The organism is Fulvimonas yonginensis (assembly GCF_037137055.1).
Taxonomy (GTDB): Bacteria; Pseudomonadota; Gammaproteobacteria; order Xanthomonadales; family Rhodanobacteraceae; genus Frateuria_A; species Frateuria_A yonginensis.
The window spans coordinates 23,750-35,761 of record NZ_JBBBNY010000015.1 but is presented as its reverse complement, the minus strand read 5'-3'; the positions used below and the strand labels follow the sequence as shown (position 1 = coordinate 35,761).

The following is a 12,012-nucleotide window of genomic DNA, read 5'->3' as shown; positions in this document are numbered from 1 at the left end:
CGCCCGTTCGAGGACATCGCCATGGCCATCGCGCTCAAGCCCATCCACCAGCAGGTGATGGTGATCACCGGCGCTTCCAGCGGCATCGGCCTGTGCACCGCGCTGCTCGCCGCGGAAAAGGGAGCGAGGGTAGTGCTGGCCGCACGCAGCGCCGGGACACTGGATGCGGTCGTCGCGCAGATCCGCGCGGCCGGTGGCCAGGCCATGGCCGTGCCGACCGACGTCGGCGACCGCAAGCAACTCGAGGCGCTTGCCGAGGCCGCGATCGAGCATTTCGGCCGCATCGACACCTGGGTCAACGATGCGGGCGTGGCCATCTACGGCCGGCTCGACGAGGTCGGCGAGGCGGACAGCCGGCGCCTTTTCGATACCAACTTCTGGGGCGTGGTGAACGGCTCGCTGGTCGCGCTGCCGCACCTGCGCACCAGCCGGGGCGCGCTGGTCAACATCGGCAGCGAGGTGTCCGACACGGTGCTCCCCTACCAGGGCATGTACTCGGCCTCCAAGCACGCGGTGAAGGGCTTCACCGACGCGCTGCGCATCGAGCTGGAGCAACTGGACCAGGCGCCGGTGTCGATTACCCTGATCCAGCCGACCGCGGTCAATACGCCGTATCCGGAGCATGCCCGCAACTACATGGCGCGGGAGCCCAAGCTGCCGACTCCGATGATCGACCCGCATCGCGTGGCCGAGGCGATCCTGGAGGCGGCCACCGAAGGCGGCCGCGACGTGAAGGTCGGTGCCATGGCGCACCTCAACACCACGATGGCCAAGCTGCTGCCCTCGCTGGGCGATCGCATGGCTGCCATGCAGGCCCATCGCCAGCAGCGGGACACGCCGGCGCGCTCGCCGGAAGGGGCCCTGTTCCGCCCTGGCGGTGGCGGGCGGGTGTACGGGCACGCACCGCGCTGAAGCGGGCCGCCGCTCACGCCGCGTCGTGGAAGATCACCCCCAGCGTGTGCCGGCAGCCGCTGCGCAGCCGGCTCACGCCATGGCGCAGGTTGACCCGGAAGTAGCCGCGGGCGCCGCGCACGGGGCGCTGGTGCACGGCGAACAGGACACCGTCGCCCTGGCCGAGCGGTACCACCTCCGCGCGCGACTGCATGCGCGGGCGTTGTTCGGTCAGGACGAACTCGCCGCCCGTGAAGTCCGAGCCCGGCCGGGAGAGCAGCACCGCGAGCTGGATCGGGAACACGTGCTCGCCGTAGAGATCCTGGTGCAGGCAGTTGTAGTCGCCCGCACGGTACTGCAGCAACAGCGGGGTCGGCCGGGTCTGGCCGGCGGCGTGGCAACGGGCCAGGAACGCCGCGAGCGTCTGCGGGTAGCGTGCCGGCAGGCCCATCGCTTCGTTCCAGCGATTGGCCAGCGGCGCCAGTTGCGGGTAGAGCGTCTCCCGCAGTCGGGCGACCGGCGCGGGCAGGGGGGTGCGGAAGTATTGGTATTCCCCCCGGCCGAAGTTGTGGCGCGCCATCACCACGCGGCTGCGGAAGGGCGCGGGATCGGCATACAGCGAGGCCAGCGCGCGGCAGGTGTCGGCGGCGAGCAGGCCCGGGAGCAGGGCGTACCCGTACTCGTCCAGTGAGGCGTGGAGCGCGGGCCAGTCGAGGTCGGCCAGCGGTGCGGCGGACAGGGCGCCGCCGTCGGTGGGAGCGTTCATCCCGCAAGGATCGCCCGGGGGCCGGCCGGATGCCATCCGGTTCTTGCGCTCAGCGCGCTTCGGCCTCGTCGCTGCGGACCTGCGCATGGCTGATCAGCGCGAAGATGCAGCTGCCGCCGACGATGTTGCCGGCCAGCGTGGGCAGGGCGAAGTGCAGGAGGAATCCGCCCGGCGCGAGCGCGCCGGCGAACACCAGGTACAGGGTTTCGACCGAGCCCACGATGATGTGGGTGAAGCCGCCGAGCGCGATCAGATAGGTGGTGATGACGATGACGCTGACCCGGGCTTGCTCCGCGGCCGGCACCAGCCACACCATGGTGGCGATCAGCCAACCGGCCACGATGCCCTTGGTGAACATCTGCAGTGGCGTGTTCGCCATCACCTCGGCGCCGATACCGAGCAGCGCAGCCCGCGTCGCTTCGTCGAACAGGCGCATGTGCAGCAGGCCGTAGGCGAACAGCGCGGTGCCGACCAGGTTGCCGACGAACACCACCGACCACAGCCGCAGCAGCGAGCCGAACTTGCGCAGGCTCGGGTGGGTCATCAGCGGCAGCACCGCGGTCATGGTGTTCTCGGTGAACAGTTGCTGGCGCGCGAGGATCACCACCAGGAAGCCGAACGGGTAGCCCAGGCTCTCGACCAGAAAGGCGCCGTGCATGCCTGCCAGATGGCGGTGCAGCAGCCCGCGCGCGAGCATCGAGAACCCCATCGACAGGCCGGCGGCGAGCGCCGACCAGGCCAGCGCGGAGAGGCTCCGGCCCAGCTCGGTCTCGCCCTCGAGGCGGATCGTCTCGTGCAGCACCGCCACCCGCGGCGGGCGCTTGTGCTCGACCTCGCCCTGCTCCTGGCGGGATAGCGAGAAACCATCACGGGCGTCCGCCTCCTCGGGATCGATCGGGCGGTCGCCACGGGCCCGCTGCTCGTGCATGCCTTCGTCTCCGAAAACGAAGCGGACACGCTAGGGCGGCAGGTGTGTCGGTGGCGTGGTCGTCAGGCGGGGACGTCGACCAGCACCAGCTCGGCATCCTCCAGCGCGTTGACGCGCAGCACCGGCTCGTCGCGGACTGCCGCCCCGTCGCGCGCGTCCAGGCGCATGCCGTTCAGCTCGACGCTACCGCGTGCCGGCACCAGGTAGGCGTAGCGGCCAGGGCCCAGGGCATACTCGGTGGTCCGCCCGGCCTGCAGGGTCGCGCCCAGCACACGCGCCTGGGCGCGCAGCGGCAGGGCATCGGCGTCCCCGGGAAGGCCGCTGGCCAGGGCGACGAAGCGCCCGGCGCGTTCGCCGGTAGGGAACGGCCGCGCGCCCCAGTCGGGCGCACCACCCTCGCGGTCTGGGATGATCCAGATCTGGAAGATCCGGGTAGGGCCGGGCTCCAGGTTGTACTCGGCGTGGGTGATGCCGGTGCCCGCGCTCATCACCTGCACGTCGCCGGCCGCGGTGCGGCCTTCGTTGCCGAGGTTGTCGCGATGGCTGATCGCCCCCTCGCGCACGTAGGTGACGATCTCCATGTCCGCGTGCGGGTGCGGCGGGAACCCGGTGCGCGGCGCGATGGTGTCGTCGTTCCATACCCGCAGCGCGCCCCAGCCCATGCGCGAGGGGTCATGGTAGCCGGCGAACGAGAAATGGTGACGCGCGCTGAGCCAGCCGTGCTCCGCCTTGCCGAGGCTGTCGAAGGGTCTGCGCTCGATCATCGGGGTCTCCTGCCACGCGTCATGGGGTGGAGGACAAGGTAAGGCTGCGCCCGCGCGACTCAAATGCGCGTCGACGGAACGGAGCGTTCGACCGGCTGGGCCATTGACGCCGGCGCGCGGTCCTGCGCTAGGCTAGCGCCGGGGAAATCCGGGAGAGTGCGTCATGCGCTGGCGACTCATGGTGGCGTCGCTCCTGCTCGGGGGGGCAGGCCAGGTGTGCGCGGGCCAACTGGTGGTGCGGGTCGGCGATGCCGGCGGACGCGCGGTCGCCGATGCCGTGGTGCTGCTCACGCCGACGGCCGGGCCCGCCGCACCGGCGCCGCCGCCGGTCACGCACTACGTCGACCAGCGCCACGAGGCCTTCATCCCCTACGTGCAGGTGGTACGTCCGGGCGATCGCGTGGTGTTCCGCAACAGCGACGCCACGCGCCACCACGTCTATTCCTTTTCCGACGCCAAGGCCTTCGAGTTCCTGTTGCGGCCCGGCGAGAACTCGCCCCCGGTAACCCTGGACAAGGCCGGCCTGGTCGCCGTGGGCTGCAACATCCACGACCACATGATCGCCTACCTGCTGGTGACCTCCCAACAGGCCCTGGTGACGCCGTCGACCGGCGAGGTGACATTCGCCGATCTCGCGCCGGACAGCTACACGGTGCAGGTGTGGCACCCGCAGCTGCGCCCCGGCGTGACCCAGCCGAGCACGAAGGCGACCATCCGCGCCGACGGTACCCGGGAGCAGGTCGACTTCGCGCTGCCGTTGATTCCCGACCCGCGCGGCTTTGCCGATCGCGAACACCTGGACTACTGACCGATGCGCGCGGTCGTCGGCTTCCGCCTCCGCCTCGCACTGCTGTTCGTGGCGACGCTCGTGACGGTCCAGCTGCTCACGGCTGGCCTGGTCTACGGCGTGACCCGGCGCAGCCTGGTTCGCGAGGGCGAGCACCAGCTCGCGATCAACGCGCGGGCCTTCGTGGCGCAGATGGACGACCTGTCGGCGCGGGTGGCAGGCACGGTCGAGGTGCTCGCGCTGGACTACGCACTGCGTTCGGCCATCGCCGAGCGCGACCGTGGCACCGTGTTGTCCGTACTGCGCAACCATGGCCGGCGGGTCGGTGCCGCACGCATGCAACTGGTGGACCTGGACGGCACCGTGGAGGTAGACACGGCCGACGCGCAGGCCAGCGGCCGGCCGTTCGCCTTCCCCGACCTGGCCGAGCACGCGTTCGACCGCCGCACCGCCGCGGTGGTGGCACTGCAGTCCAAGGCCTTCTGGGTGGTGGTGGTGCCGATCTACGCGCCGCAGCCGGTCGGCCTGGTGGTGGTGTACGTGCCGCTCGACGATGCCCTGCTGGCCCACCTGAGGGAACTGTCCGCGCTGCCCGGCGTCATGGAGCTCGCCGTGCGGTCGCCGACCGGCTGGGCCGCCGTGGCGCGCGGCGTGGACGATGCCGGCCTGGCCGCGAGCCTCGCCGGGCAAGGGCTGTCGGCGGCACCAACGGTGCGGCGCATCCACGGCCGCGAGTACATCGTGCTCGCGCAGACCCTCAGCCAGCCGCACAGCAGCGCGCCGGTGGTAGCGGTGCTGGGCTACTCGCTGGGCGAGGCGCTGCGGCCACTGCGCTCGCTGGCGATCGCCTGGGCGGCGCTGCTGGCCCTGGGTCTGGGCGTGGGCCTGCTCGGGGCATGGCTGGCCGCCCGCAGCGTCTCGCGCCCGGTCGAGGCGCTGGCCGGAGCGGCGCGCCGGATCGAGGCCGGCGACTACCGCGCGCCACCGGACCTTGCGCGGCGCGACGAGCTCGGCCAGCTCGCCGCCGCCTTCGGCACCATGGCCGAGGCGGGGCGCCAGCGCGAGGAGCGCATCCGCCAGCAGGCGCTGTACGACCACGTGACCGACCTGCCCAACCGGGTCGCCGCGGAGGCCGCCATCGAACGGGCGCGCGAGGCCGGCGTGACCCACGGTGCGCTGCTGATGGTCGGCCTCACGCGCGTGCCCGAGATCGTCAAGACGATGGGCCACGCGCTGTACGACCGGCTCATGCGCGACATGGGCACGCGGCTGGGGCGCCTCGCCACACGGGCCTACCTGGCACGCGCCACGGATACCCAGTTCGTGCTGTGGCTCCCGAACGTTGACCGTACCGAGGCCGTGGCCGTCGCGGTACGCATCCTGGACGTGCTCGGTACACCCTACGCCGAAGCCAACGTGAGCATCGACACTCTGCCGGCGGTGGGCATCGCGATGTATCCGGACGACGGCGCACAGGCCTCGGTGCTGCTGCGGCACGCGGAGGTGGCGCAATTCGTCGCGACCGGTTCCCCGCGCGCGCTGGCGTTCTACGATGCCTCCACCGATCCCCATCGCGCCGAACGTCTCTCGCTGATGGGCGAACTGCGCGAGGCGCTCGACCAGGACCAGCTGTTGCTGCACTACCAGCCCAAGCTCGCGCTGGCGAGCCGTCGCGTGGACGGCGTCGAGGCGCTGGTGCGCTGGCAGCATCCGCGCCGCGGCGCCCTGCCACCGCAGGAGTTCATCGCACTGGCGGAGGACACCGGCAACATCCAGCGGCTGACCCGGTGGGCGCTCGCCAGCGCGATCGCCCAGGCGAGCCGCTGGCAGGCGCGCGGCCTGTCGCTGCACGTGGCGGTGAACCTGTCGGCGCGCGACCTGGAGGAGACCGAGCTGCCGTACCGTATCGGCCAGCTGCTCTCCCTGCACGGGCTGCCGCCCGAGCAGCTCACCGTGGAGATCACCGAGCGCGCGGTGATCGGCGAGCCGGAGGCCGCCATGCGCGTGCTCAAGGGGCTGGCCGACCGCGACATCGGCATCGCGGTCGACGATTTCGGCGTCGGCCAGTCCGCCTTCGCCTATCTGCGCCACCTGCCGGTGAGCGAGTTGAAGATCGACCAGATGTTCGTCAAGCACCTGGCCCACGACGCGAGCGACCAGACCATCGTGCGCTCGATCGTGGAGCTCAGCCACCGGCTCGGCTACCGCGTCACCGCCGAGGGCGTGGAAGACGCGGGTGCGCTGGAGTTCCTGGCCTCGATCGGCTGCGACCACGCGCAGGGCTTCCACATCGCCCGCGCGTTGCCGGCGACGCGGCTGGTCGATTTCGTCAGCGAGCGGGCGGGGGCATGAGCGTGTCCGCGCGCGCCCGGCACGTGGCGCTCGCCTGCCTGGCCGCATTGCCGCTGGCCGGTCGGGCGCAGGACCTGGGCTTGCACGGCTATCTCGACGCGCGCCTGGTGGACGCGCCGGAGCAGACCAGCTGGACGCGCGGCGGCCTGGGCAAGACCCGCTATGGCGACGGCGATTTCGCGCCACGCTTCGGCGGCGCCGCTCTGGTCGGCACCGCCCAGCTCACGCCCTCGCTGTTCGCCCTGGCCGGCGTGCAGTTCCAGGCCACCGATCGCGCGGGCATCGACGTGCTGGAGGCCTGGCTGCGCTGGCGCCCGGTCTCCACCACGCGCTGGCGCGGCTCGCTGCAGATCGGCAGCTTCTTTCCACCCGTCTCGCTGGAGAACGACGCGGTCGGCTGGACCAGCCCCTGGACGCTCACGCCCTCGGCGATCAACAGCTGGATCGGCGAGGAACTGCGCTCGACCGGCTTGGAGGCGCGGTTGGAGCGGCGCGGCGAGCGCGGCACCTGGGAGCTGCGCGGTGCGTTGTTCCAGCGCAACGAGCCGGCCGGCAACCTGCTGGCGATCCGCGGCTGGTCGCTGAGCGACCTGACCTACGGCCTGGGCAGCCGGCCGCGCGAACCGGATGCCTGGGTCGTGGTGGAGGAGGGCGGCGAGCCGCCGCGGCGGTATGACCCGTTCCGCCGCATCGGCCGCGCCTGGGGCAGCTACCAGACGCTCGCCTGGCGCGGCGTCGACGGCGCCCGCATCGGCCTGATGCACTACGACAACCACGCCGACCCCGGCGCCTTCGCGCCCTACGCCGGTGGCGATCGCCTGTACGCCTGGCACACCTACTTCTGGAGCCTGGCGGCGACGGCGCAGACCGGACCGGTCACCTGGATCGCCCAGGCGATGGATGGCGATACGGTGATCGAGCCGCGCCCCGGCCTGACCCTGACCACCCGCTACCGCGCCGCCTTCCTGCTGGCGGGCTGGAGCCGCGGTGTCTGGCGCCCGACCCTGCGGCTGGACCACTTCAGCACCAGCGCACCGCTGCAGATCCCGGGCGCGGTCGCCGGCGAGCACGGCAACGCCGTTACCGCCGCCCTCAACTGGCGCCCGCACGACTGGCTGCGCCTGACCTTGGAGGTGCTGCGCATCGACAGCACGCGCAAGGACAATCCCGAATACGGCCTGCCCGCCCGCAGGGACGGGACCCAGGTGCAGCTGAGCGCCCGTCTCTACTACTGATCGGCCGGCATCGCCGATATCCGCCGGGCGGGCGCTTTGCTATCCTTTGCGGTTCATTGCAAGCGCCGGCCGGCGCCCCACACCACGGCTTTTTTTCATGATCGAGACCAATCCGATCCTTGCGCAGATCGCGGACCTCACGGACCGCGTCGAGTCGCTTAGGGGGTATCTTTGACTACGCCACCAAGCGTGAGCGTCTGGAAGAAGTAAGCCGCGAACTGGAAAGCCCCAGCGTCTGGGACGATCCGCCGCGCGCGCAGGAGCTCGGCCGCGAGCGCGCCCGCCTGGACACCGTGGTCACCGGCATCAACGAGCTCACCGCGGGCCTGTCGGACGCCAGGGAGCTGCTCGACATGGCCGCCGCCGACGGCGACGAGGACACCGTCCGCTCGGTCGCCGACGACGTCGCCAGGCTCGAGGCGCGCGTGGCCAAGCTCGAGTTCCAGCGCATGTTCTCCGGCAAGATGGACTCGGCCAACGCCTTCGTCGACATCCAGGCGGGCGCCGGCGGCACCGAGGCGCAGGACTGGGCCGAGATGCTGCTGCGCATGTACCTGCGCTGGTGCGAATCGCGCGGCTGGAAGACCGAACTGATGGAGGTCTCCGCCGGCGAAGTGGCGGGCGTCAAGTCGGCGACCTTCCGCGTCGAAGGCGACTACGCCTACGGCTGGCTCAAGACCGAGATCGGCGTGCACCGTCTGGTGCGCAAGAGCCCGTTCGACTCGGACAACCGCCGCCATACGAGCTTTACGTCCGTGTTCGTTTCGCCCGAGGTCGACGACGACATCGACATCGAGATCAACCCGGCGGACCTCAGGACCGACGTGTACCGTTCCTCCGGCGCCGGCGGCCAGCACGTCAACAAGACCGAATCGGCGGTGCGCATCACGCACGTCCCCAGCGGCGTGGTGGTGGCCTGCCAGACCGAGCGCAGCCAGCACGCCAACCGCGACCGCGCGATGAAGATGCTGAAGGCCAAGCTGTACGAGATCGAGCTGCAGAAGCGCAACGCCGAGAAGGATGCGCTGGAGGCGTCGAAGTCCGACATCGGCTGGGGCAGCCAGATCCGCAACTACGTGCTGGACCAGAGCCGCATCAAGGACCTGCGCACGGGCGTGGAGCGCACCGACACGCAGAAGGTGCTGGACGGCGACCTGGACGACTTCATCGAGGCCAGCCTCAAGTCCGGCCTGGACGCCGGCGCCAAACGAATCGATGCGTGAGCCGGGCCCCGGTCCCTCCGTGGGAGGAGGCCGGGGCGGGGCTGGCCGGGCCTGCCGGCATCAAGGCCCGGACGACGGCGTGGAAAGATCCGGCCGGTACAGGTAGATGGTGTACATGCTGTTCTCGATCCCGCTGTCGAACCGGTGCATGGTCTCTTTCGCGCTCTCCTTGGAACCGAGGGAGCGGGCAAGCACGTCCATCAGGCTCGGATCGGGCTCGGCCATGTCCGCATAGCTTTTCATCGGTTCGACGATGAGCAACGAACCGCGGCCGCCGATCGACGTGGCGATTTCGTACGGGTAGGGCCACTTGGCCGCTTCGACCGCCGCATGGACCTTGGCGATCGCGTCTTCCACGCCTTCACGTCCGCCAGGCTTGACTGCGAAGTCGTACACGCCGAAGTACTTGTAGTCGTTGCTCTGGATCCAGTGGCTGTGGTCCCTGTCGGTCTTGACGAAATAGTGCTCGGCCCGTTCCACGTAGCGGCCGGCTTCGCGGTCGAACTCGGCGGCGCCACGCTCGCGCTCCCACCTCTCGTCGGCATCGATCTGCTGCCAGGTGTGGTCGCCCGAGCGGATCACGTAGTGCCCCAGGTCCTTGCCGACCACCGGCTGGTAGATCGACCAGGTGAAGCCTTCCCCGTTCTGCTTGCGCCACGCGGCGTGCGCCTTCAGCGCGGCCTCGAAGGGGCGGGCCTGGCCGTCCTTGGGCCAGATGAACCAGACCGATGCGATGGGTCCGGTGGAGGTGGCCGGCGCCGGCGTTGCGGCATGGGCCCAGCCGGCAGACAGTATCGACCCCAGCGCCAGCATGGCTGCCAGCGCCCATTTCGGATGGGTGGGAAACATGAGGGTGCTCCTTGCTCGTCGGGCCCCCTGCAGGCGCGCCGATAACACGGCCGGCGTGAAGGCCGGGCATGCCCGCATGGCCCGCTCATGGACACAGCGCTCACGCCGCCCCTTTGTGCGGCGGCGGCGGTCGCATACACTGGGCAGCCGGCATCGGCATGCCGGCGTGTATCGCAAGGCGCCCCGGCCCGGCACGCGGCATGCCGGGCAAGACGTACCGGTCGCCGCGCGCGGAACGAGCCGGTCCATCCGCCCGTCCGCTCCCGGGACACCGGGTTTGGGCTCCCGGGCGGCCGGTTGCGTTGCCCGCATCCCACAATCGTCACCTATCCGGGTCGAAACGACACCGGCTGCAGCTCACGGAAACCTACGCATGATCGACCACCCTGCGCCCGCCACCGCCCACGACGCCATGGCGCCTGACGAGAACAAGCTGATCGCCGAGCGTCGCGAGAAGCTCAACGCGCTGCGCGGGCAGGGCATCGCCTTTCCCAACGACTTCAAGGTGGACGCCTTCGCCGGCGACCTGCGCGCGCAATTCGCGGATCAGGATGCCGAGGCCATCGAGGCCGCCGCACGCCGGGTGAAGGTGGCCGGCCGCATCGTGCTCAAGCGCGTGCAGGGCAAGGTCAGCTTCGTGCAGATGCAGGACTTCACCGGCCGCATCCAGCTGTTCATCCACCAGGGCACGGTGGGCGAGGCCACCTACGAGGCGTTCAAGGGCTGGGACGTGGGCGACATCGTCGGCGCCGAGGGCCTGGTGATGCGCACCAAGACCGGCGAGCTGTCGGTCAAGGTGGACAGCCTGCGCCTGCTGACCAAGAGCCTGCGCCCGCTGCCGGACAAGTTCCACGGCCTGGCCGACGTGGAGCAGCGCTACCGCCAGCGCTACGTCGACCTGATCGTGACCGAGGAAGCGCGCCGCACCTTCGTGCTGCGCTCGCGGATCATCGGCTACATGCGCAAGTGGCTGGAAGCCGAACCCCGCCGCTTCATGGAGGTGGAGACGCCGATGATGCAGATCATCCCCGGCGGCGCCACCGCCAAGCCGTTCGTGACGCACCACAATGCGCTGGACCTCGACCTGTACCTGCGCGTGGCGCCGGAGCTGTACCTCAAGCGGCTGGTGGTCGGCGGCTTCGACCGCGTCTACGAAATCAACCGCAACTTCCGCAACGAGGGGGTGTCGACCCGGCACAACCCCGAGTTCACCATGCTGGAGCTGTACCAGGCGTACGCCACCTATCACGAGATCATGGACCTCACCGAGGCGGTGATCCGCGAGACGGCGCGCAACGTGCTGGGCACCACGCAGGTGACCTGGGAAGGCAACGCCATCGACCTCGGTCCGGCGTTCCGCCGCTGGCGCATGGAGGACGCCGTGCTCGAGCACAACCCGCAGATCCGCCGCGAGGAGCTGCGCGACCGCGAGGCGCTGGCGGCGCACGCCGCGCGCCTGGGCATCCAGGTCAAGCCCGGCTACGGCTGGGGCAAGCTGCTGCTGGAGATCTTCGAGAAGACGGTCGAGCACACGCTGATCCAGCCCACCTTCATCACCGCCCATCCGGTCGAGGTGTCTCCGCTGGCGCGCGAGAGCGACACCGACCCGGGCATCACCGATCGCTTCGAGCTGTTCATCGGTGGCAAGGAACTGGCCAACGGCTTCTCCGAGCTCAACGACCCCGAGGACCAGGCGGCGCGCTTCCGCGCCCAGGTCGAGGCCAAGGAGTCGGGTGACGACGAGGCCATGCACTTCGACGCGGACTACATCCGCGCCCTGGAGGTGGGCCTGCCGCCGACCGGCGGCCTGGGCATCGGCATCGACCGTCTGGTCATGCTGCTGACCGATTCGGCCTCGATCCGCGACGTGCTGCTGTTCCCGTACATGCGACCGGAGGCCTGACGGCCACGCGGCAAGGAAAGACCGGTGCGCACGCATGCGTCCGCGCACCTGGTCGCCGGCATCCACCGGTCGGCCGGTCTGGCGCCACGCTGCTACCGCAGCGGCCCCCGCCGGTTGCGGGAAACTCGAGCATGGGGCGCCGCCCTGCCGGGCGGCTGCAAGGGGACCTGCACGCGGTGCCGGCGACAGGGCCGCACGAGGCCGGTTCGCAAGCTGGTAAGCAGGCCGGTGGCATCGGCCAGCGTCTGCAAGAGGTCGACGAGCGTGCGACCACCGGCGTGCGTGACATGTCCGGTGGGGTCGGCGGATACGTG

At 70.5% G+C, this 12,012-nt stretch carries 10 protein-coding genes; 6 read left to right on the top strand and 4 right to left on the bottom strand.

Features of this window, described 5'->3' with window-relative positions; all coding sequences use genetic code 11:
- Window positions 1-21 precede the first annotated feature (21 nt).
- Window positions 22-912, top strand: coding sequence for an SDR family oxidoreductase (locus WAT24_RS15125; RefSeq protein ID WP_336808739.1), 891 nt, complete (start codon window positions 22-24; stop codon window positions 910-912).
- 13 nt (window positions 913-925) lie between these two features.
- On the opposite strand, the gene WAT24_RS15120 is transcribed toward WAT24_RS15125, so the two are convergent.
- From WAT24_RS15120 to WAT24_RS15110, 3 genes are all read right to left on the bottom strand, one after another.
- Window positions 926-1,657, bottom strand: a complete 732-nt coding sequence (locus WAT24_RS15120; protein ID WP_336808738.1) for a 2OG-Fe(II) oxygenase — start codon at window positions 1,655-1,657, stop codon at window positions 926-928.
- A 49-nt stretch (window positions 1,658-1,706) separates the two neighbouring features.
- Window positions 1,707-2,585 (bottom strand): formate/nitrite transporter family protein, encoded by an 879-nt coding sequence (locus WAT24_RS15115; RefSeq protein WP_336808737.1) that lies wholly within the window; start codon window positions 2,583-2,585, stop codon window positions 1,707-1,709.
- 62 nt (window positions 2,586-2,647) lie between these two features.
- Window positions 2,648-3,349: a pirin family protein gene (locus WAT24_RS15110; RefSeq protein WP_336808736.1), complete on the bottom strand. Its 702-nt coding sequence runs from the start codon at window positions 3,347-3,349 to the stop codon at window positions 2,648-2,650.
- 163 nt (window positions 3,350-3,512) lie between these two features.
- Between WAT24_RS15110 and WAT24_RS15105 the strand changes: the two genes are divergently transcribed.
- The 4 genes from WAT24_RS15105 (at window position 3,513) to prfB (ending at window position 8,946) form a co-directional block, all read left to right on the top strand.
- Window positions 3,513-4,157 carry a methylamine utilization protein gene (locus WAT24_RS15105; protein ID WP_336808735.1) on the top strand — a complete coding sequence of 215 codons (645 nt, stop codon included), beginning with the start codon at window positions 3,513-3,515 and terminating at the stop codon, window positions 4,155-4,157.
- A gap of 3 nt (window positions 4,158-4,160) precedes the next feature.
- Window positions 4,161-6,488, top strand: coding sequence for a putative bifunctional diguanylate cyclase/phosphodiesterase (locus WAT24_RS15100; RefSeq protein ID WP_336808734.1), 2,328 nt, complete (start codon window positions 4,161-4,163; stop codon window positions 6,486-6,488).
- On the top strand, window positions 6,485-7,723 hold the full coding sequence (locus WAT24_RS15095) for a porin family protein (RefSeq protein WP_336808733.1): 1,239 nt from the start codon (window positions 6,485-6,487) through the stop codon (window positions 7,721-7,723). Before WAT24_RS15100 ends, WAT24_RS15095 begins: the two co-directional genes overlap by 4 nt.
- A gap of 97 nt (window positions 7,724-7,820) precedes the next feature.
- Window positions 7,821-8,946, top strand: a protein-coding gene (gene prfB / locus WAT24_RS15090) for a peptide chain release factor 2 (RefSeq protein WP_336808732.1) whose coding sequence is annotated in 2 segments (ribosomal slippage) — window positions 7,821-7,895 and window positions 7,897-8,946 — 1,125 coding nt in all. Because the reading frame shifts where the segments join, the coding sequence is not laid out codon by codon here.
- A gap of 60 nt (window positions 8,947-9,006) precedes the next feature.
- Here the strand turns inward: prfB and WAT24_RS15085 are convergent.
- Complete coding sequence (locus tag WAT24_RS15085) at window positions 9,007-9,795, bottom strand: hypothetical protein (RefSeq protein ID WP_336808731.1); 789 nt, start codon at window positions 9,793-9,795, stop codon at window positions 9,007-9,009.
- Window positions 9,796-10,168: 373 nt separating this feature from the next.
- Between WAT24_RS15085 and lysS the strand changes: the two genes are divergently transcribed.
- Window positions 10,169-11,698 carry a lysine--tRNA ligase gene (gene lysS / locus WAT24_RS15080; RefSeq protein ID WP_336808730.1) on the top strand — a complete coding sequence of 510 codons (1,530 nt, stop codon included), beginning with the start codon at window positions 10,169-10,171 and terminating at the stop codon, window positions 11,696-11,698.
- Window positions 11,699-12,012: the final 314 nt, after the last annotated feature.

What these genes read in the sequence shown, in the direction of transcription:
- WAT24_RS15125 (WP_336808739.1), top strand. Translation starts at nt 22, where the DNA reads ATGGCCATCGCGCTCAAGCCCATCCACCAGCAGGTGATGGTGATCACC.
- WAT24_RS15120 (WP_336808738.1), bottom strand. Translation starts at nt 1,657, where the DNA reads ATGAACGCTCCCACCGACGGCGGCGCCCTGTCCGCCGCACCGCTGGCC.
- WAT24_RS15115 (WP_336808737.1), bottom strand. Translation starts at nt 2,585, where the DNA reads ATGCACGAGCAGCGGGCCCGTGGCGACCGCCCGATCGATCCCGAGGAG.
- WAT24_RS15110 (WP_336808736.1), bottom strand. Translation starts at nt 3,349, where the DNA reads ATGATCGAGCGCAGACCCTTCGACAGCCTCGGCAAGGCGGAGCACGGC.
- WAT24_RS15105 (WP_336808735.1), top strand. Translation starts at nt 3,513, where the DNA reads ATGCGCTGGCGACTCATGGTGGCGTCGCTCCTGCTCGGGGGGGCAGGC.
- WAT24_RS15100 (WP_336808734.1), top strand. Translation starts at nt 4,161, where the DNA reads ATGCGCGCGGTCGTCGGCTTCCGCCTCCGCCTCGCACTGCTGTTCGTG.
- WAT24_RS15095 (WP_336808733.1), top strand. Translation starts at nt 6,485, where the DNA reads ATGAGCGTGTCCGCGCGCGCCCGGCACGTGGCGCTCGCCTGCCTGGCC.
- WAT24_RS15085 (WP_336808731.1), bottom strand. Translation starts at nt 9,795, where the DNA reads ATGTTTCCCACCCATCCGAAATGGGCGCTGGCAGCCATGCTGGCGCTG.
- lysS (WP_336808730.1), top strand. Translation starts at nt 10,169, where the DNA reads ATGATCGACCACCCTGCGCCCGCCACCGCCCACGACGCCATGGCGCCT.